Origin of the sequence: Parabacteroides sp. PF5-9 (assembly GCF_029893105.1) — a bacterium.
Taxonomy (GTDB): domain Bacteria; phylum Bacteroidota; class Bacteroidia; order Bacteroidales; family Tannerellaceae; genus JARXWG01.
On the sequence record NZ_JARXWG010000020.1, the window covers coordinates 64304 to 83866 of the forward strand.

At 41.1% G+C, this 19563-nt stretch carries 15 protein-coding genes; 9 read left to right on the forward strand and 6 right to left on the reverse strand.

Annotation, left to right across the window (positions count from 1 at the left end):
- Position 1 precedes the first annotated feature (1 nt).
- Positions 2 to 1510, forward strand: coding sequence for a peptide MFS transporter (locus M2135_RS12065; protein WP_280748761.1), 1509 nt, complete (start codon positions 2 to 4; stop codon positions 1508 to 1510).
- An 83-nt stretch (positions 1511 to 1593) separates the two neighbouring features.
- On the opposite strand, the gene metK is transcribed toward M2135_RS12065, so the two are convergent.
- Complete coding sequence (gene metK, locus M2135_RS12070) at positions 1594 to 2886, reverse strand: methionine adenosyltransferase (protein WP_280748762.1); 1293 nt, start codon at positions 2884 to 2886, stop codon at positions 1594 to 1596.
- 294 nt (positions 2887 to 3180) lie between these two features.
- On the opposite strand from metK, the gene guaA reads away from it, so the two are divergent.
- Both guaA and M2135_RS12080 read left to right on the forward strand, forming a co-directional pair.
- Entirely contained in the window at positions 3181 to 4704 is a 1524-nt protein-coding gene (guaA, locus tag M2135_RS12075; protein WP_280748763.1) for a glutamine-hydrolyzing GMP synthase, read from the forward strand.
- 353 nt (positions 4705 to 5057) lie between these two features.
- Positions 5058 to 5330, forward strand: coding sequence for a hypothetical protein (locus M2135_RS12080; protein WP_280748764.1), 273 nt, complete (start codon positions 5058 to 5060; stop codon positions 5328 to 5330).
- Between the two features lie 49 nt (positions 5331 to 5379).
- Here the strand turns inward: M2135_RS12080 and M2135_RS12085 are convergent, their stop codons facing one another.
- From M2135_RS12085 to M2135_RS12105, 5 genes are all read right to left on the reverse strand, one after another.
- Entirely contained in the window at positions 5380 to 6078 is a 699-nt protein-coding gene (locus M2135_RS12085) for a 16S rRNA (uracil(1498)-N(3))-methyltransferase (RefSeq protein WP_280748765.1), read from the reverse strand.
- Between the two features lie 10 nt (positions 6079 to 6088).
- The gene (locus tag M2135_RS12090; protein ID WP_280748766.1) at positions 6089 to 7405 is read right to left on the reverse strand and encodes a nucleoside transporter C-terminal domain-containing protein; all 1317 of its coding nucleotides are present in this window, start codon (positions 7403 to 7405) and stop codon (positions 6089 to 6091) included.
- On the reverse strand, positions 7402 to 8049 hold the full coding sequence (locus M2135_RS12095; protein ID WP_280748767.1) for a bifunctional nuclease family protein: 648 nt from the start codon (positions 8047 to 8049) through the stop codon (positions 7402 to 7404). Before M2135_RS12095 ends, M2135_RS12090 begins: the two co-directional genes overlap by 4 nt.
- A 71-nt stretch (positions 8050 to 8120) precedes the next feature.
- The gene (locus M2135_RS12100) at positions 8121 to 9059 is read right to left on the reverse strand and encodes a DUF5106 domain-containing protein (RefSeq protein WP_280748768.1); all 939 of its coding nucleotides are present in this window, start codon (positions 9057 to 9059) and stop codon (positions 8121 to 8123) included.
- A gap of 20 nt (positions 9060 to 9079) precedes the next feature.
- Positions 9080 to 9931 carry a M23 family metallopeptidase gene (locus M2135_RS12105; RefSeq protein ID WP_280748769.1) on the reverse strand — a complete coding sequence of 284 codons (852 nt, stop codon included), beginning with the start codon at positions 9929 to 9931 and terminating at the stop codon, positions 9080 to 9082.
- A gap of 747 nt (positions 9932 to 10678) precedes the next feature.
- Between M2135_RS12105 and M2135_RS12110 the strand changes: the two genes are divergently transcribed.
- The 6 genes from M2135_RS12110 to M2135_RS12135 all read left to right on the forward strand — a co-directional run bounded on the left by M2135_RS12110 (position 10679) and on the right by M2135_RS12135 (position 19436).
- Complete coding sequence (locus M2135_RS12110) at positions 10679 to 11674, forward strand: TRAP transporter substrate-binding protein (protein WP_280748770.1); 996 nt, start codon at positions 10679 to 10681, stop codon at positions 11672 to 11674.
- Entirely contained in the window at positions 11658 to 12137 is a 480-nt protein-coding gene (locus tag M2135_RS12115; RefSeq protein WP_280748771.1) for a TRAP transporter small permease, read from the forward strand. The genes M2135_RS12110 and M2135_RS12115 overlap by 17 nt, the downstream gene beginning before the upstream one ends.
- Before the next feature lie 5 nt (positions 12138 to 12142).
- The gene (locus tag M2135_RS12120; RefSeq protein ID WP_280748772.1) at positions 12143 to 13441 is read left to right on the forward strand and encodes a TRAP transporter large permease; all 1299 of its coding nucleotides are present in this window, start codon (positions 12143 to 12145) and stop codon (positions 13439 to 13441) included.
- A gap of 142 nt (positions 13442 to 13583) precedes the next feature.
- A complete protein-coding gene (locus M2135_RS12125; protein WP_280748773.1) occupies positions 13584 to 15455 on the forward strand; it encodes a beta-L-arabinofuranosidase domain-containing protein in 1872 nt (623 codons plus the stop codon).
- A 107-nt stretch (positions 15456 to 15562) separates the two neighbouring features.
- On the forward strand, positions 15563 to 17239 hold the full coding sequence (locus tag M2135_RS12130) for a putative transporter (protein WP_280748774.1): 1677 nt from the start codon (positions 15563 to 15565) through the stop codon (positions 17237 to 17239).
- Positions 17240 to 17834: 595 nt separating this feature from the next.
- Entirely contained in the window at positions 17835 to 19436 is a 1602-nt protein-coding gene (locus M2135_RS12135; RefSeq protein ID WP_280748775.1) for an AbgT family transporter, read from the forward strand.
- Positions 19437 to 19563 lie beyond the last annotated feature (127 nt).

A 19563-nucleotide genomic window follows, 5' to 3' on the forward strand; every position in this document is an offset into this window, starting at 1 on the left:
CATGTTTAAAGATCAACCTAAGGGATTAATTCCGGCCGCGTTAGCCAATATGGGTGAGCGTTTCGGATTCTACACAATGATGGCTATTTTAACGCTCTTCCTGATGTCCAAATTTGGTATGTCCGGAGAAGAAGCAGGATGGCTGTATTCTATTTTTTACGGAGCAATTTATATTCTTGCGCTGGTCGGAGGACTCATTGCCGACGGCACAAAAAATTACAAAGGAACTATTATTGCCGGATTAGTTGTCATGAGTCTGGGATATGCTTTTCTGGCTGTTCCGAGTTTAATTGTCAGTAAATGGATCGCATTATGTGCCCTATTGGTTATCGCCTTTGGAAACGGACTCTTCAAAGGGAATCTGCAGGCTCTTGTCGGACAATTATATGACAATGAGAAATATTCCAAAATGAGAGACTCCGGTTTCCAACTCTTTTATATGTTTATTAATATCGGAGGAATGTTTGCTCCGTTTGCTGCTGTTTGGGTGCGTAACTGGTTTGTTCAATCACAAGGATATGCCTACAATTCGGATCTTCCGGGACTTTGCTGGCAATATAAGAACGGGACAATGACAGCCGATGTGTTAAATGGACGTTTCTCCGAACTGGCGAAAGAGGTATCCGGTGGAGTCACTCCGGAAATGTCTACATTTGCAGATAAATATCTTGATGCATTTAATACCGGTTTCCATTATGCTTTTTCGGTTGCTATTGCAGCCATGCTCGTCTCTCTAATTATTTTCTTCATCTACAAGAACATCTTACCGGACAAGAAGAAAGTAACTACACAAGGAGATAAAACGGAACTATCAAAAGAGGAAATCAAACAAGATGCCAAAGAGATCAAACAACGTCTGGCTGCATTGTTCGCGGTATTTGCCGTTGTTATTTTCTTCTGGTTCTCATTCCATCAAAATGGGCTGACATTGACCATGTTTGCCAAAGATTATACGCAATTAAAACTGTTTGGAATGGATATTTCTGCCGAGATATTCCAATCGATAAATCCGTTTATTGTCGTATTCCTCACTCCGATTATTATGATGTTCTTTGCCTCCCTGGCTAAAAAAGGAAAAGAACCTTCTACACCCAGAAAGATCGGTATCGGTATGGGAATTGCGGCATTCGCCTTTGTAATTATGACTGTCGGATCGATTGGATTACCTACTTATTCGGAAGTAGAAACCATGGGAGGATTGCCCTTTGAACAACGTGTGACCCCTTGGTTATTATTCACAACTTACTTTATTCTTACTGTTGCCGAATTATTTATCTCTCCGCTCGGATTATCTTTTGTATCTAAAGTGGCACCGGCTCATCTTCAAGGATTAATGCAAGGATGTTGGTTGGGAGCAACTGCCATTGGAAACTTCTCGTTATTCCTTGGTGCAATGATGTATGAAAGAATATCTATCTCAGTCACATGGAGTGTCTTTGTGATTGTATGTGCTATTTCCATGTGCGCTATGTTTGCGATGGTCAAATGGCTTGAAAGAGTGGCAAAATAAAACAAACAGTTCTCCAGAGAAAAATAACGATACAAAAAAAGGGTGCTTATGCACCCTTTTTCTTTTTATAGCGATCGTATTAATTACTTTATACCATTAAACGCTTTCTGGATTTTATCTACATAATCCAACTTTTCCCAAGTGAATAACTCCACTTCACATATAGTTGGCTCTGCAATATAACGAGACGAAAAACGCTTAGTGACTACTTCCGGCTGACGCCCCATATGGCCGTATGATGCTGTCTCGCGGTAAATCGGATTACGAAGTTTCAACCGTTCCTCTATCGCTTTCGGACGCATATCGAATAGTTCCCATATTTTTTCAGCAATCTCTCCATCAGTCATATTGACTTTCGAACGTCCATAAGTATTAACAAATATATTCATCGGTTCAGCCACACCAATCGCATAGGAAACCTGTACCAACATTTCATCAGCAATACCGGCAGCTACCATATTTTTAGCAATATGACGTGCTGCATACGCCGCAGACCGGTCGACTTTCGACGGATCTTTTCCCGAAAAAGCGCCTCCGCCATGCGCTCCTTTTCCTCCATAGGTATCAACAATGATTTTTCGTCCGGTCAGTCCGGTATCCCCATGCGGTCCGCCGATCACAAATTTTCCGGTCGGATTAACATGATAGATGATCTTATCATTGAATAAAGCCTGTACATGAGGAGGGTATTGTATTTTTACACGTGGTACAAGAATATTCTTAACATCAATAGCGATCTTTTCCTGCATAGCCAGATCGGCTTGTTCTTGTGTCAATCCGTTTTTTGTCACAAACTCATCGTGTTGAGTGGAAACCACAATCGTATCAATACGCAACGGAATACCACTGTCATCATATTCGATCGTTACCTGACTCTTGGCATCAGGGCGAAGATAAGGCATCAATCCCGGTTCTTTTTTACGAATATCTGCCAGTTCTTTCAATAGACTGTGAGACAGATCTAAGGCTAAAGGCATATAATTTTCCGTTTCATTTGTAGCATAACCGAACATCATCCCCTGATCACCAGCACCTTGATTATAAGGATCCTCACGTTCTACGCCACGATTGATATCGCCACTCTGTTCATGGATCGCCGACAAGACGCCACACGATTTGGCTTCAAACTGATATTCACTTTTGGTATACCCGATCTGTTCGATCACATTCCGGGCGACTTCCTGTACATCTACATATGCACTTGATTTTACTTCTCCCGCCAGAACAACTTGTCCGGTTGTTACAAGGGTTTCGCAAGCTACTTTCGAACTTTTGTCATAAGCCAAAAACTCATCCAGTACAGCATCCGATATTTGATCGGCTACTTTATCGGGGTGTCCTTCAGACACCGATTCGGAGGTAAATAAATAACTCATTACTTCAATTAATTAATGTTTGTTCGTAGTGAATCGACAAGGAAAGAATAATAGCACCGAACGGTAAGGTCTGTTTTTAGCATTTTTTCCCGTGGTTGCAAGCAATCCAAATCTATCCACGTCAATTCTGCCGACAAAGATAATAAGAATACATACACAGTATAATATTTCAACTAAAAAATATGTTTTTATCCGAGACAGATAGTGCGAACAAACAAGTTCGGATACAGGCCTTCTTAAAAATCGAATATTATTTCCTACCTTTGTAATCCCAAATAAATACTTACAATACGCATGCACGAGAAAATTATTATTCTTGATTTTGGCTCGCAAACAACTCAGCTAATCGGACGAAGAATCAGAGAGTTAAACACTTATTGCGAGATTGTTCCATACAACAAATTCCCTTACGAAAAAGCTAAAAATGTAAAAGGCGTCATTCTTTCCGGCAGTCCTTATTCGGTCTATGATGCCAACGCTTTTAAAACAGAACTGGCTGAAATACGAGGTAAATATCCGGTATTGGGAATCTGTTATGGGGCACAATTTATAGCCTACACTTCAGGAGGCAAGGTTGAACCAGCTAATTCCCGCGAATACGGACGAGCAAACTTATCGTATATAGACAATACAGACGCTCTTTTCAAACGAATTACATCCGGATCTCAAATCTGGATGTCACATGGTGATACGATAACCTCTTTACCTGGGGATTTTAAAATAATTGCCAGTACAAGCGACGTAAAAGCGGCTGCCTACAAGGTTGATGATGAACAAACCTGGGGAGTACAATTCCACCCTGAGGTTTTCCATTCGACCGACGGCACCACCCTTTTAGATAATTTTCTTGATATTTGCGGATGTAAAAAAGATTGGACTCCCGCTTCTTTTATCGAATCAACCGTTGCCGAACTGAAAGAACAATTAGGTAACGATAAAGTAATCCTGGCATTATCAGGCGGTGTCGATTCTTCCGTGACTGCTGTATTATTGAATAAAGCGATCGGGAAAAACCTGACCTGTATTTTTGTTGATCATGGCTTGCTCCGCAAAAATGAATTTCAAAAAGTATTACAAGACTATGAACATCTTGGCTTGAATGTCATTGGCATTGATGCCAAAGAACGGTTTTACAAAGAACTGGCAGGGGTAACTGATCCGGAAACCAAACGTAAGATTATCGGAAAAGGATTTATTGACGTCTTCAATGAAGAGGCACTCAAATTAAAAGATATCAAATGGCTTGGCCAAGGGACAATCTATCCCGATGTGATCGAGTCGCTCTCTATCACCGGAACTGTTATAAAAAGTCATCATAATGTTGGAGGATTGCCTGAGAAAATGCACCTAAAACTGGTTGAACCCCTTCGACTGTTGTTTAAAGATGAGGTGCGTCGTGTCGGAATGGAATTAGGTATGCAACCTCATTTAATTAAACGTCATCCATTTCCCGGTCCCGGCTTAGGCATACGTATCCTGAGTGATATCACACCAGAGAAAGTACGTGTCTTACAAGATGCGGATGATATCTACGTTACACTCTTACGCGAATGGGATTTATACGACCAGGTCTGGCAAGCAGGCGCTATCTTGTTACCTATCCGGTCGGTCGGAGTAATGGGCGATGAACGTACCTATGAAAATACGATCGTATTACGTGCTGTAACCTCAACTGACGCAATGACAGCCGACTGGGCACAATTACCTTATGATTTCCTGGCGAAAGCCTCCAATGAAATCATTAATAAAGTAAAAGGAGTGAACCGGGTTGTTTATGATATCAGCTCCAAACCGCCTGCAACGATCGAGTGGGAATAAATAAACGCTCATTACCTGATAAAAACTGAAGGATGGCTTGTTTCAAGTCATCCTTTTTTTATCTAATGATTGTTTAGCATATGTTATAAAACGCTCTTCCCATTTATCTTTTTTCGAATAATAATCTATAGTTTCAATATCGCCTGAATACTTGAATTAATAATTGATTCATAGCCTTCCCATAAAATTGAATCATCATAAACCAAGTAATAAACATCTCATTTATTATTCTTTTTTTGTATTTTATGTAAATATTTTTTGCAGAAATAAAACTATGTAAGAAATATTATTAATATATTTGCCAATAGATTATTTAATTAATTTTTTTCGTACTTAAAAAAGAAATAAGGATTATGGCTAGACGTAAGGGTCAGACAATGACCGAAGCCCAGAAAGCAGCGATGCGCGCAAAAAAAGAAGCCAGAAAGTTAGGTAAAGAAACGGCTTTTAGTATGATCAACACAAATCTAAAGTATCTAAGTTTTTCAGAACTTGAGCATATTATTGCTTTAGCTTCTCGCATGAAAAAAGAGAAACTAGGAGATGAAGAGTTGAAACTGATCAAAGAAATGGAAGAAATTGAGTTAAGACTCAAAAAGCTGAAAGAATTGGATTCTGAAAATTAACTTTAGGAGAAACTAAAAAAGAGGTGATAAATTTATCACCTTTTTCTTTTTACTGATTCAATACATGAATGGTCTGACAAGCGACTAACGCAGCCGTTTCTGTACGCAGCCGGCTCTCACCCAAAGAAATAGGTTCAAAGCCGTACTCCAATGCCAAAGCTATTTCTTCCGGGCTAAAATCACCTTCCGGTCCTATTAATACCAAGGCGTTTTCTCCCTTAGAATACAGATGAGATAACAACCTCTTTTCTCCCTCTTCACAATGGGCAATAAACTTTCGTCCATCGAACGGTTGTTGGATAAACTGCTTAAACGGAACCATTCCTGTCAACGAAGGCAATGTCGCTTTATGAGATTGCTTCATCGCACTAATCATAATTTTTTCAAGTCGCTGTGTTTTAATCTCCTTACGCTCGGAATGATGGCACTGCAGACAAGTCACCAAATTGATCCCTATTTCAGTTGCTTTCTCTACAAACCACTCCATACGATCCATATTCTTTGTAGGAGCAATTGCCAGATGTAAATGAAAATCCCACAACGGAAGCTGTTTTTCTTTTTCCAGAATAGTGATTTCACAATGTTTAGGATGAGCCCGTTTAATCACAGCTTTATAAAAACAGCCTTTCCCATCCGTCAAATGAATCTCATCCCCTTCACCTAACCGCAATACCCGTAGGCAATGACCCGCCTCCTCCTGCGGAAGTTCCGGGTTTTCGGTAATATCCGGTGCGTAAAACAATTGCATAAATAACGAATTAATACATAATCATTCCAATAATAGTTGCAGAAAGTACAGAGACCAAAGCCCCACCGATCATTGCCGGCACACCCAAGCGGGTGATCATCCCCCGCTTTTCAGGAGCTAAAACGCCCATTCCCCCCAACAAAATACCGATAGAAGAGATATTGGCGAATCCGCAAAGGATATATGTTGACATCAACACCGACTTCTGAGACATAAATAGTCCGGCATCTTTCCAGATCTGCAGTTGCGAGTAAGCCACAAATTCATTCAGTATTGTTTTCTGGCCAAGCAACGAGCCAACTAGTGTAATATCCGCTGTCGGTACACCTATAAGCCACATGAAAGGAGCCAAGATGATTCCGATAATAAACTGAAAAGTCAAGCCTTCAGTTCTTCCGTCAGTCACCTTATAGATCCAATCATTCAATCCGGTATATTTTCCGATAACCCCTTCGGTAATAAAGTTCACCAATGCGACTAAAGAGATAAAAACAAGTAACATCGCTGCAATATTGACCATCAGACGCACCCCGGTCATTGTGCCTGATGAGATCGCATCAAGCACCGTGGCATGTTTACTCTCTTTCTCCAAAGAGACTTCCCGGTCTACAATTTCTTCTGTTTGCGGACAAATCATTTTGGCGATAACAATTGATCCGGGTACCGCCATGACGGATGCCGACAACAAATGTTTGGCAAAAAGGATACGAGACACCGGATCATCCCCTGCCAACATACCGATATATGTCGCCATTACTGTACCGGCAATCGTTCCCATACCGGAAACCATCACCAGGAATATCTCCGATTTATTCATGGTTGGCAGATAGTTCTTAATCAAGACCGGAGATTCGGTCATTCCCAAAAATATATTCCCGGAAGAAACAAGTCCTTCCGCCCCGGAGATATTCAAGAAACGACGTAAAAACCAGGAAAAAGCTCCAACCACCCGTTGAATAATACCCCAATGATAAAACATAGAAACAAGGGCAGAAAAGAAGATAACAACAGGGAGTGAATGAATCAAAAAGACAAAACCATTCTCTTTGCTGGCATATGATCCCAATAGAAAATTAACTCCAGCCTGCGTGAAGTGCATTAACCCGATAAACGCTTTACCTATCCACTCCAAGACTGTTCCAATAAAAGGGACATACAAGATAGCTAAGGCAAAGACAAATTGAAGAAAAACCCCTCCTCCGACTAATTTCCAATCAATACGTTTCCGATCAGAACTAAACAAATAACCAACTCCAAGTATCACGATAATTCCTAATACTCCTCGTAATATAGAAGTCAGACCAAACCCCATCTGACCCTCAATCATTCCGTGCCACCCTCCTCTTGACGCCGCCGGAGTTCATCTTTATACATCTTCGCATACTCATAATTTTCATCATTCACAGCCTCTTCCAACCGTTCCTGAAGTTCATCTTCATCCAGTCTGCTAAGCCACCGCTTTAAAGATTTTTCATCTTTAAATTCTGCCGGATCAAAATCAGGAAAAAAACTCGCTTCAATCTCCTCTTTCGTATACTCTTCCACTGCAGGGGCGACCTCTTCAAGAACGACTCCACACTCTTTCAGAATCTCCTCTGTGGTATAAATATCACATTTTACCCGTAAGGCTATGGCAATCGCATCAGAGGTACGTGAATCTAACCGAACCTGCCGTTCTCCTTCAGTAAACAACAACTCCGAATAGAAAACCCCGTCTTCAAACTTATAAATAAAAATCTCTAACAATTGAACACCAAATGCCTGGGAAAAAGAGGCAAACAAGTCATGCGTCAAAGGTCTTGGAGGCGTTATCTTCTCCAAAGCAATGGCTATAGATTGAGCTTCTGCTGTTCCAACAATGATAGGTATACGACGCGATCCATCTTCTTCTGCCAATATCAACGCATAAGCACCTGATTGTATTTGGCTGGTGGTAAGACCTTGTACGCGTAATTTTATTTTCTCACTCACAACGAATCCATTTAAATGCTACACAAATATAATATTATATTCGAAAACAGCCATAAAAAAGGTACTGAGGGCTAAAAAGAAGAAAGAGTTGTTTGCAATGAATACAAATAGTCCGCCATATGTCCGAATACCGGATCTTTGAGTAACACTTTTTTTTCTTTGTTCAACAAATACAATGTCGGAATAGCTTTAAGATCATACACTTCATCATTTTTCAAAGTCTGTGTCTGATCATACCCATTTATCCAATCGGTAGGCATTTCGCTCAAATGATTTTTCCAGGCCGTCAGATCTTCATCCGGATAAATCGCCACTATTTGCAACTGTTTTTTTTGTTGAAGCGATTTTATCACAGGAGACTCTTTCAATAAAGTAGTTAACTCACGGCAAGCTTCGCAATCCGGATTATAAAAATAGAGCACAAGCCATTCGCATGTGAGACTATAAAGTGTTTTTTTTTGCCCATCCGCCAACGTATAGGTCAAATTATTCGCTTTCTCCCCCACCCGATTCTTTAATGCCAACTCCAGTAAATAGGCCGGACGAATTCTTTGGGTCTCATCGGTTAAAGGAGAGGCTAGGATCGCTTCCAAGGCGGAAATATAAAACTCCTCATTGCGCAGAGGCGAATTCGGATCATACAAATATTTTTCATACAGACCAGTAAAATAGGTATATACCAACCTATCTACTTCTGCTTTTTTCAGCATATTTTTTATTGAAGAGGCTACAACCTGAGGCAAAGCATGGTTCATCAGATTGACATAATCGACAAATGCCTGCTCCGTCACCGCAGGATAATGGATATAAGTCGTATCTGAAAAATCAAATTTATCCCAATAGTGTTGTACATAATAGGAGGCTCTCTCCTGAGGATCAGTAATCATACTGGGGATAGACACTTGCTCAAAAACAGGAGTTACAACCGCTTTTTCCTCTTCTTTTTCTTTTTGTTGGCCGGCACATGAGAGCATCACAGCCATGAATGTCATTACATAGAAACATTTCATACGTCACAGACTTAACATAATTATATTGAGTTACATAAAACTACGGAACCTATAGCAAGTAAACGCTCCACAGGAAAACCCGTATAACTCCCCGCCAACTGATGCGGAAACAGATCGATAGGCTCTACGACAATAGCTTTTCCTTTCTTGCGACAAACCAGATTTCTGCTTTTCAGTGTTCTTCGCGTAAAGTCAAAAATAAGCTCCGGATTAAAATGCTGCCCATTTATACGTGTTTCAAAATGCAGATGATGCGTCGTGGCACGGCCTGTACGACCTGTTAATGCAATCGGTTGCCCTGCTTTTACATATTCGCCCACCTTAACCAGATTGGTTGAATTATGGCTATAAAGCGTTTCCAGTCCATTATAGTGCCTGACTACTACGACATTACCATAAGCCGCATAAGGGCTTGACATACGAACGATACCATCAAATGCAGCCACTATTGTATCATTTGCTTTTGTTTTCAAATCAACACCTGTATGATTCGTTCGGCGTCCGGCATAAGGAGAAATCATCTTCGCTCCCGCCAGCGGAAAAGCATAACAGTCTGACGACAAGACAGAGAGGTATATAATCTCTGTATCCGAATCCACAAAAAGATGAGGATCGTTCGATTGAACATGTTGTTTATCCCAGGCAGTAAGTGTTTCCGTAATGTTTTTCCGGGTCAGGTCTATCTCTTCATAGCTTGGATAAGGCAAAGAAGATATTAATTCTGCCTCAGGCAAAGAGAGTGTTGTTGATGGAAATTTTATCGCTACCGGACGGACAGAAATCAACTTTTTAGCCTGCGTTGTACGGACAAAAACGAGAACAATAAGAAGAAGAAACAGTACTACAAATTTATTTATCCGTTTAGAAGTCATCTTTGATATCACGCTTTAGAAATACAAAGATAAGAAAAGCCGAGTGCAGATGCAAACTTCTTTTTGAATTACACGTTCAATAATCCGCCTCAAGTAAATCCATAAACTTACAACATACACAATATCATTTTATCATAAAAACAAGTCTATTCACGACATAAATAACGAATAACTCCTTTTTTAACAACTCACACTTTGGCCATTTTTAATAGAACAGACGCACTTTTTAAAACATTTTGTGCAAAAATCGACCGTTTTTCCAATATGTTCTGGAATTTTTTCCCATTTTATCATAATGATTTTTAAATATGGTGCAGATAATATTGGAGAAACATCAAAATACTTTTAGCAGATCATGCAGATGATTTTCTTTAAAGGCTAAAAACAGTCGAAAAAACGGGACTAAAACTAGTTCTTTTTTTCTAAAACACCTATTTTTCCGAACCGACAAAAATAGACTATACAAGATGATAATCAATATATGTTGTAAAAATAAACCCTAAATCCCTGCGTTTTTTTCGGGCAACGTTGCTGTGACCTTTATACACACAAACGTCGATGCAGTTAAATTGACAAAATGCTTAATTTGACAATTTGCTTTTTGGGCTTTTTCAGGATGTTGGCTCTGAACAGAAAGAAGATAGAGGAATCATCAGATTTTATATATTTTTCCGAGTGTGTTCGTACACATTCTAAATTATTGGTTATATTTGTTGCGCAAAACAAAGCAGAATTAATAGAACTACCATGAAAATCATAAGGACATTCTTGTGCCTTTTTGTTACATTCCTCTTTCTCACCTCCTGTAATCAGGAAGATAAAGAAGTAAAGGTTTTGAAACTGGCTCACGGTCTCCCTCCTTCACATTCTGTCCACCTCGGACTCATCTATCTGAATGAACAGTTGGAGGAGTTATCCCATGGAAAGATGAAACTTGATATTTATGCCTCAGGACAATTAGGGTCGGAAAGCCAATGCATCGAATTACTTCAGATTGGCAGTCTCGATATGACAAAAGTATCATCTGCTTCTCTTGAAGGATTTGTCGATCCTTTTAAAGTGTTTGGTATTCCTTATATTTTTAAATCCAGAACGCATTATTTCTCCGTTATTGACGGATCTATAGGACAACAAATACTTACCACTACGGAACCGTACTGGTTTCGCGGACTCACTTATTTCGACTCCGGCGCCCGTAGTTTTTATACCAATAACAAACCGATCCGGACTCCTGCTGATTTGAAAGGATTAAAAATCCGTGTACAACGCAGCCCTATCGCTGTTGAAATGATGCGCACCTTCGGAGGCTCAGCAACCCCTGTGGACTGGGGCGAACTTTATACGGCATTACAAAGCAATGTGGTCGACGGAGCAGAAAACAACACCCCTTCCATCACCACCGCTTTTCATCATGAAGTAGCCAAATACTTCTCAGTCAATGAACACACCATGTGTCCCGATGTCATTATCATCAGTATGGCTCGATGGAACAAATTGAACGAGCAAGAACGTACCTGGCTTCAGCAGGCGGCAGACAAAGCACGTATCTACCAGCGACAGTTGTGGGAAGTACAGGAAAAACAATCGTTGGACGAAATGATAGAACGTGGGATGGAGATCATCTATCCGGATAAACAACCGTTCATCGAGGCTTCCAGACCGATGATTGAACGTTTTAAAAATGATCCGGCATTTAGTGAATTGATTGATAAAATAGAACAGACTCATGAGAAAGATAATTGATAAAAGCCTGGAGAGTTTACTGATTTTTCTAATGGCATTTCTTGTACTGGACGTCCTTTGGCAGGTTATGAGTCGGTATATACTGGCATCACCCAGTTCTGTGACGGATGAACTGGCCGGTTTTCTGCTTATCTGGGTCGGTCTACTGGGAGCCGCTTATGTATCAGGATGCAATCAGCACCTGGCCATTGATCTGCTTATGCAAAATATTCGTCCTGAAAGACAGCAGAAGCTACAACTCTTTATATTCTTTATCGTTTTTATTTTTGCCCTGACTGTGTTGATTATTGGTGGAGGCTGGTTGGTGTATACCCGTTTTTATCTGAATGTGACTTCGGCTTCATTACAACTCAATATGGGATATGTTTATCTGGTTCTTCCCATCAGTGGTCTATTAACAGCTTATTATGCCATTGACAATGCGATCAGATTATTTCGTTCATCCACTAACTCTACAATGTAATTCATATGGATATTACCGGCATATTAGTACTCATTATCAGTTTTTTCATATTACTCGGAATAGGTGTTCCTGTGGCTTATAGTATCGGTGCAGCCGGGATATTGACGATGTTAGTCAATATTGATTCGATCCCGGCTTTTACAACTTACGCCATGCGTATGGCCTCCGGACTGGACAGCTTTGCGCTTTTAGCGATTCCCTTTTTCATATTGGCCGGAAATATCATGAACAGTGGCGGAATTGCGCTACGATTGATCGACTTTGCCAAGGTACTGGTCGGACGGTTGCCCGGAGGACTGGCCGTGGTGAATGTGGTCGCCAATATGCTTTTTGGTGCGATCAGTGGTTCAGCTGCAGCTGCGGCTTCGGCGATAGGGAGCATTATGACGCCCGAGATGAAAAAAGCCGGTTACGATCCTAATTTCAGTGCTGCCGTTAATATATCCTCAGCCACAACAGGGATGACGATTCCTCCCAGTAATGTATTGATCGTCTATTCATTAGCCAGTGGCGGAGTATCTGTATCGGCTTTGTTTATGGCCGGCTATATTCCCGGAATTTTAACCGGTTTGGCGATAATGATAGTCGCCGCCACAATTGCAGCCAGAAGGAATTATCCGGTAGGAGAACATACTCCCCTGTCTGAAGCTACACGTATCTTTTTCAGAGCTATTCCCAGTCTGATGCTACTGGTAGTTGTCATCGGAGGTATCCTTATTGGACTATTTACTGCAACCGAAGCGTCGGCCATTGCCGTATTATATGCCCTTGTATTGGCTTTTATTTACAAAGAACTGACGTGGAAGAAACTTCCGGCAGTCTTGTTACAGTCAGCTAAAACGACAGCCATCGTATTGCTACTCGTTGCTACCTGTACGGGATTATCCTGGATTATGAGTTATGAGAACATTCCACAAACCGTCAGTGCAGGCTTACTCAGTATCAGCAATAACCCTATTATTATACTTATCTTGATAAATATCATCTTACTGGTCGTTGGTATTTTCATGGATATGACGCCCGCCGTCTTGATATTTACACCGATTTTCCTCCCAATTGCTACACAGCAATTGGGAATGGATCCGGTGCATTTCGGGATTATGATGGTATTGAATCTATGCGTAGGATTATGTACTCCTCCTGTCGGATCGGTACTGTTCATCGGATGTAGTGTTGCCGGGGTTAAGATAGACAAAGTCATTCGCCCACTATTCCCCATGTTTGCAGCAATGATCATCGTATTGTTTATGGTGGCCTTCCTGCCCGATCTGAGTCTGCTTATTCCGCGTTTATTCGGATTGTAGACAGGTAAAATCAGCTGTAGTCTCTCATTGGTTGCAAAGACGAAGAAAAGTATCATATTTAAAACTTTTTCTATCAAACAGATAAGCAAAAACAGATGCTAACACGCTATTTTTGCTTTTATAACTTTAATAATCTAATCAGATGAAAAACTTAATACGGCCTATTGGCTTTGCGCTATCTCTTATTTTATATTCGGCTACCACTACCTCATTTGCACAACAGACAAGCAATAACACCACACAGTTGAAAATTTACGGATATTTAGGCGAACGGATAGACGATTGTATCCAATACCGGGTAAAAGGGCAAGATGTGGATCATCTAGTCGAACCATTCCGGCATCAAAATGAGACCTCTCGTTGGCAAAGTGAATTCTGGGGAAAATGGATACAAGGAGCTATAGCCTCTTATCGTTACAACAAAGATCCCGAATTATATCAGATCATAAGAGAAGGGGTTGAAAAAATTATGGCTACGCAATTACCGAATGGTTATATTGGCAATTACACGCCGGAAGCACAACTCCAACAATGGGATGTCTGGGGTAGAAAATATACCACACTAGGTCTGATCGCCTGGTTTGACCTTTCCGGAGATAAAAAAGCACTCGATGCCGCCTGCAAAGTCGTTGATCATCTGATGACACAGGTTGGTCCGGATAAAACAAATATCGTAGAAACCGGTAATTACAGAGGAATGGCTAGTTCTTCCATCCTTGAACCGGTAATCGGTCTTTACAATAGAACCAAGGAAAAACGTTATCTCGACTTTGCTACCTATATCGTGGAGCAATGGGAAACTCCTGAAGGGCCACAACTAATCAGCAAATCGATCGCCGATGTTCCGGTCGCCCACCGTTACCCTCACCCTGTTCAATGGTTTTCAAGAGAAAATGGACAAAAAGCCTATGAAATGATGTCGTGTTATGAGGGATTACTGGAGTTGTATAAAATCACAAAAAATCCGTTATACCTGTCGGTTGTAGAAAAAACAACAGCACATATTATTAACGAGGAAATAAACATTACCGGCTCCGGCAGCGCGTTTGAATGTTGGTATGGAGGAAAAGAAAAACAAACTTTCCCCACTTACCATACGATGGAGACCTGCGTGACTTTTACCTGGATGCAGTTATGTCACCGCCTGCTTCAACTCACCGGAAACTCGCTCTATGCCGATCAGATTGAACTTTCAATATATAACGCTCTTCTTGCCTCGTTAAAAGGCAACGGATCACAAATAGCCAAATATAGTCCGTTGGAAGGATGGCGGCACGAAGGGGAGGAACAGTGCGGTATGCATATCAACTGTTGCAATGCGAACGGGCCACGTGCATTTGCATTAATACCTAACTTTGCCTACCAGACAAAAGACGATTGCCTTTTCGTTAATTTATACAGCCAATCGGATGCGACTATTCAACTTTCCGGAAAGAAACAAGTACGAATCAAACAAACAACCGACTACCCGCTTTCAGAAACCGTATCCATACAAATCAATCCGGATAAAGAAGATTTATTCAGCATTGCTTTCAGAATTCCTTCCTGGAGTAAACAGTTTGCTATCACGATCAACGGAGAGCCTGTTCAGCAATATATGCAAGGATCATACCTCACAGTCAACAGAAAATGGAAAAAAGGGGATGAAGTCATACTGAATTTTGATATGCGGGCTAAATTAGTGGAACTCAATCAATCACAAGCTATCGTTCGGGGACCTGTGGTCTTTGCGCGTGACAGCCGGTTTAATGATGGTGATATCGATGAAGCTTCCGTCATTCTGGATAAAGACGGTTATGTCGACATTAAACCTATCCACGCTTCAGATTTTGCTTGGATGACGTTTACAGCACCGATGATTCTGGGTACCGACCTGGAAGGGCATAGTGCATCCAGAGAAATACATTTTTGCGATTTTGCTTCTGCCGGAAACTCGTGGGATATTTCACAACGTTACAGAGTATGGTTACCTAAAACACTCAATGTGATGAATACCCCTTATAAACCTTACTGACACCTAATCGGAGAAATTACTCTTTCGGCAGTCTACACATTTTTAGGAGATGCTACTCCTACAATAAATTAATGTCCTATCTTTACCTCGTCAATAATAAGGTATAGATGGATTGGTTATTACAAACCTTGCTGGAACCTTCAATGATACAGGCCGTTGCTGTCATTTCGATAGTTTCGGCCATTGGTTTGTCGTTAGGAAGGATTCGTTTTTTCGGTATTTCCCTGGGGATTACTTTTGTTTTTTTCGCCGGTATTATGGCTGGCCACTTAGGGATTGTTGTCAATAAAGAGATGCTCTCTTTCGCCCAGAATTTCGGGTTGATCCTCTTTGTATATACGTTAGGACTACAGGTTGGCCCCGGCTTTTTCTCCTCTTTTCGTAAAGGTGGGCTCGAGTTGAATATGATGGCTTTAGCTGTAATCGGACTCGGACTGCTACTGACTCTATTTCTTCATCGCCTTTGTGGTATTTCACTGCCCAATATGCTCGGTTTGTTATCCGGTGCGGTAACAAACACACCGGTTCTTGGAGCAGCACAACAGACTTTACTTGAAATTGCCCCCGACCAGACAAAAGAAGCTACCGACATGGCGCTTGCCTGTGCTGTGGCCTATCCGCTTGGAGTTGTAGGAGTTATTCTGGCCATCGTATTGATCCGTCAATTCTTTGTGATTGAAGCAAACGAAATTAAATCGCAGGAAAACAAAAAACCGGCAAAAACGAATGTGGCAGAGTTTAAAGTCTGCAACCCATCGATTTACAATAAATCGATCCGCGAAGTGATGAAACTGGCTGGAAAGCATTTCGTAATCTCCCGTATATGGCGCAAAGGGAAAGTGACTATACCGACTTCAGAAACATTGTTACAACCCGATGACCATCTCTTGGTTATCTCTTCAAAAGCAGAAGAGGAAGCCATCAAACTTCTTTTTGGAGAACAGGAAAATGTCGACTGGAACAGTGAAGATATAGACTGGAATGCCATCGATAGTCAATTGATTTCAAGACGCATTGTCGTTACAAAAGAAAAAATCAATGGTGTCAAACTGGGAGCGCTTAAACTGAGAAATCTATATGGTATTAACATCACACGAGTAAACCGTGCTGGTATTGATTTGATCGCTTCACGCGACCTACGTTTACAAATAGGCGATAGATTGACGATTGTCGGAGAAGCAACGGCAGTGAATAATGTCGGAAAAATACTGGGAGACGAAGTCAAACGGCTTACGCACCCCAACTTATTAGCGGTCTTTATAGGAATCTCGTTAGGCGTACTCTTAGGCGCTATTCCAATCTCGCTACCGGGAATCAGTATGCCGGTAAAACTGGGTATCGCCGGGGGACCTATCATCGTCGGCATACTGATGGGAGCCTATGGTCCCCGTCTTCATTTAACCACTTACACCACCCAAAGCGCGAATCTCATGTTGCGCCAATTAGGAATTGTGATCTATCTCGCCGGCCTGGGGATCGACTCCGGTGCCCATTTTTTTGAAACGGTATTCCGGGCTGAAGGATTGCTCTGGATCGGTTTAGGGTTTATACTCACACTTGTTCCGGTTATGATAGTTGGATTTGTCGCCTCAAAATTCCTTCATATTGACTATGCCCATAATATTGGCATGATTTGCGGGAGTATGGCTAACCCGATGGCTCTTAATTATGCAAATACGACTGTTGAAGGAGATGAACCATCCGTATCCTATGCTACAGTCTACCCTTTATCGATGTTTATACGCGTTATCACCGCACAGCTTTTACTTATACTATTTTACTGATTATCAACAGACCACATTCAAAAACCGCGCCATTAACAGCGACGACAATCTCTTATTTGAATATAAAACAGGAAACCCGTCCATTTATCAAGCGCATTTCAGGTTAAAAGAGGTATAAGCAGATTCGTTCCTTATCCATAGTTGCAATAAACATGCATTTACAATGGTCAGTTCAAATAAAATATATTTAAGCCAGCACCACATAAAATACAGAGCAAAACCATACACAAATAATCCAGTATATACAACTACAAATCAAAACTTTAATAAACAAATAAGCAAAACATACAGCTATACAAACAGCAACAGTATAAGCTAAAGCACAATCACACAAAACCATTCAACAAATCAACTTCTTCATCAGACATTCATCTTATACGACAATCTAATATATTCAGCCATTCAGAACAAGGGCTAATTTAGGACTAATTCCAAACAGATCACCCCACAAACAAAGCTGTCAATTCATTCGAAAAAGAATCGATTTATAAAATAATTCATCTATTTTTGCCCTGTTCATGACAAAAGCGAGACCTTCGCCTAAAAAACAAACGTACAGTTCTTATAAAGAGCCATTTATCAAACACAAACAAAAATGAAAGTTCGAAAAATACCACATACATACACCATCATATCGGTCATCATATTGATCTGCGCCATACTCTCATGGATCATACCCGCCGGAGAATACGATCGTGAAACACGAATAGTCAATGGATCCGAACGAACGGTGATTGTCGAGAACTCCTTTCATAACGTTGATCCTTCTCCACAAAGCTGGCAGGTCTTCGGTGTTTTACTGGACGGATTTGAAAAACAAGCCGGTATTATAGCATTCCTACTCATTATCGGGGGCGCCTTTCAAATCATGAACACCACCCGAGCCATCGACACAGGTATACTCTCTTTTCTCAATAACGCGCAAAAAATTGAGAAATATGGATTCTTCAGAAAAATCGGCGTAAACAACATCGTTATTTCGCTGATTATTATCCTATTCAGTCTCTTCGGTGCTGTTTTCGGAATGAGCGAGGAGACACTGGCTTTTGTTATTATTATCGTACCGTTAGCCATCTCCATGGGGTACGACTCTATCACCGGATTATGTATGGTCTATGTGGCTGCGCATGTTGGTTTCTCCGGAGCGATTCTGAATCCTTTTACAATTGGGATCGCCCAAGGCTTATCCGACCTACCGCTTTTCTCCGGTTTCGGATATCGTCTGTTTTGCTGGATAGTCTTAACCACGATTCTGATCATTTTTGTGCTATTATACGCTTCTAAAATTAAAAAGAATCCGCAAGCCTCTCCAATGTACAACGCTGATGTATACTGGCGCCAGAAAGAGTCCGACGCTTCCGGTACAATGACAGCAACTCAAACCACCCGTTCGGCATGGATAAGCTATGGACTGCTGTTAATATCCTTGATACTCTTTGCGGTATTTTACCCAACAACCGCTTTTTCTGTCGGCACAAATACAGTTTCATTTCCAGCCATTCCTCTTTTTACTGCTTTATACGCATTGACAGGTTATTTAGGACTGCGCAAATCCAATCAACTATTTATACTGAATCTCCTCGGATATACGATCGTTTTCCTGATCATCGGCGTCATGGGATATGGCTGGTACCTGACGGAAATTTCTGCCATCTTCCTGGCAATGGGCATCTTCTCGGGATTTGCCAATAATGAAAACGCAGACGCTATTATCGCTCAATTCCTCACCGGAGCGAAAGATATGCTCTCGGCCGCCATTGTCGTCGGATTAGCCGGAGGAATCATCCAGATCCTGCAAGATGGCCGTATCATTGATCCGATATTGCACAATCTGGCGACCCTTATGGACAGCGCTGGCAAAGTCGTATCACTGGGCATGATGTATATGATTCAAACAACCATCAATATCATTATCCCTTCCGGTTCGGCAAAAGCCGCCCTGACAATGCCTATTATGGCTCCTTTTTCCGATGTTATCGGTATCTCACGCCAAGCGACAGTGATGGCTTTTCAGTTTGGCGACGGATTTACCAACATGATCACCCCGACTTCCGGCGTATTGATGGGTGCATTGGGCATGGCACGCATCCCTTACGAAGTTTGGGTCAAATGGTTCTACAAGATACTGATTCTCTTCATTCTTATAGGAATGGTATTACTGATTCCTACAGTACTGATTCCTTTGGATGGGTTTTAATTGCAGACCAAATCTTCAAACCCTTCAACCATTTGTCTTACACTGAAAAAGGTTGACACTTTTTTGCCACATAAATAACAAATAATTTATGTCAAAAAAGAAACATCGTATGTACAGCGAAACTTTC

What these genes read in the sequence shown, in the direction of transcription:
- M2135_RS12065 (WP_280748761.1), top strand. Translation starts at nt 2, where the DNA reads ATGTTTAAAGATCAACCTAAGGGATTAATTCCGGCCGCGTTAGCCAAT.
- metK (WP_280748762.1), bottom strand. Translation starts at nt 2,886, where the DNA reads ATGAGTTATTTATTTACCTCCGAATCGGTGTCTGAAGGACACCCCGAT.
- guaA (WP_280748763.1), top strand. Translation starts at nt 3,181, where the DNA reads ATGCACGAGAAAATTATTATTCTTGATTTTGGCTCGCAAACAACTCAG.
- M2135_RS12080 (WP_280748764.1), top strand. Translation starts at nt 5,058, where the DNA reads ATGGCTAGACGTAAGGGTCAGACAATGACCGAAGCCCAGAAAGCAGCG.
- M2135_RS12085 (WP_280748765.1), bottom strand. Translation starts at nt 6,078, where the DNA reads ATGCAATTGTTTTACGCACCGGATATTACCGAAAACCCGGAACTTCCG.
- M2135_RS12090 (WP_280748766.1), bottom strand. Translation starts at nt 7,405, where the DNA reads ATGATTGAGGGTCAGATGGGGTTTGGTCTGACTTCTATATTACGAGGA.
- M2135_RS12100 (WP_280748768.1), bottom strand. Translation starts at nt 9,059, where the DNA reads ATGAAATGTTTCTATGTAATGACATTCATGGCTGTGATGCTCTCATGT.
- M2135_RS12105 (WP_280748769.1), bottom strand. Translation starts at nt 9,931, where the DNA reads ATGACTTCTAAACGGATAAATAAATTTGTAGTACTGTTTCTTCTTCTT.
- M2135_RS12110 (WP_280748770.1), top strand. Translation starts at nt 10,679, where the DNA reads ATGAAAATCATAAGGACATTCTTGTGCCTTTTTGTTACATTCCTCTTT.
- M2135_RS12115 (WP_280748771.1), top strand. Translation starts at nt 11,658, where the DNA reads ATGAGAAAGATAATTGATAAAAGCCTGGAGAGTTTACTGATTTTTCTA.
- M2135_RS12120 (WP_280748772.1), top strand. Translation starts at nt 12,143, where the DNA reads ATGGATATTACCGGCATATTAGTACTCATTATCAGTTTTTTCATATTA.
- M2135_RS12125 (WP_280748773.1), top strand. Translation starts at nt 13,584, where the DNA reads ATGAAAAACTTAATACGGCCTATTGGCTTTGCGCTATCTCTTATTTTA.
- M2135_RS12130 (WP_280748774.1), top strand. Translation starts at nt 15,563, where the DNA reads ATGGATTGGTTATTACAAACCTTGCTGGAACCTTCAATGATACAGGCC.
- M2135_RS12135 (WP_280748775.1), top strand. Translation starts at nt 17,835, where the DNA reads ATGAAAGTTCGAAAAATACCACATACATACACCATCATATCGGTCATC.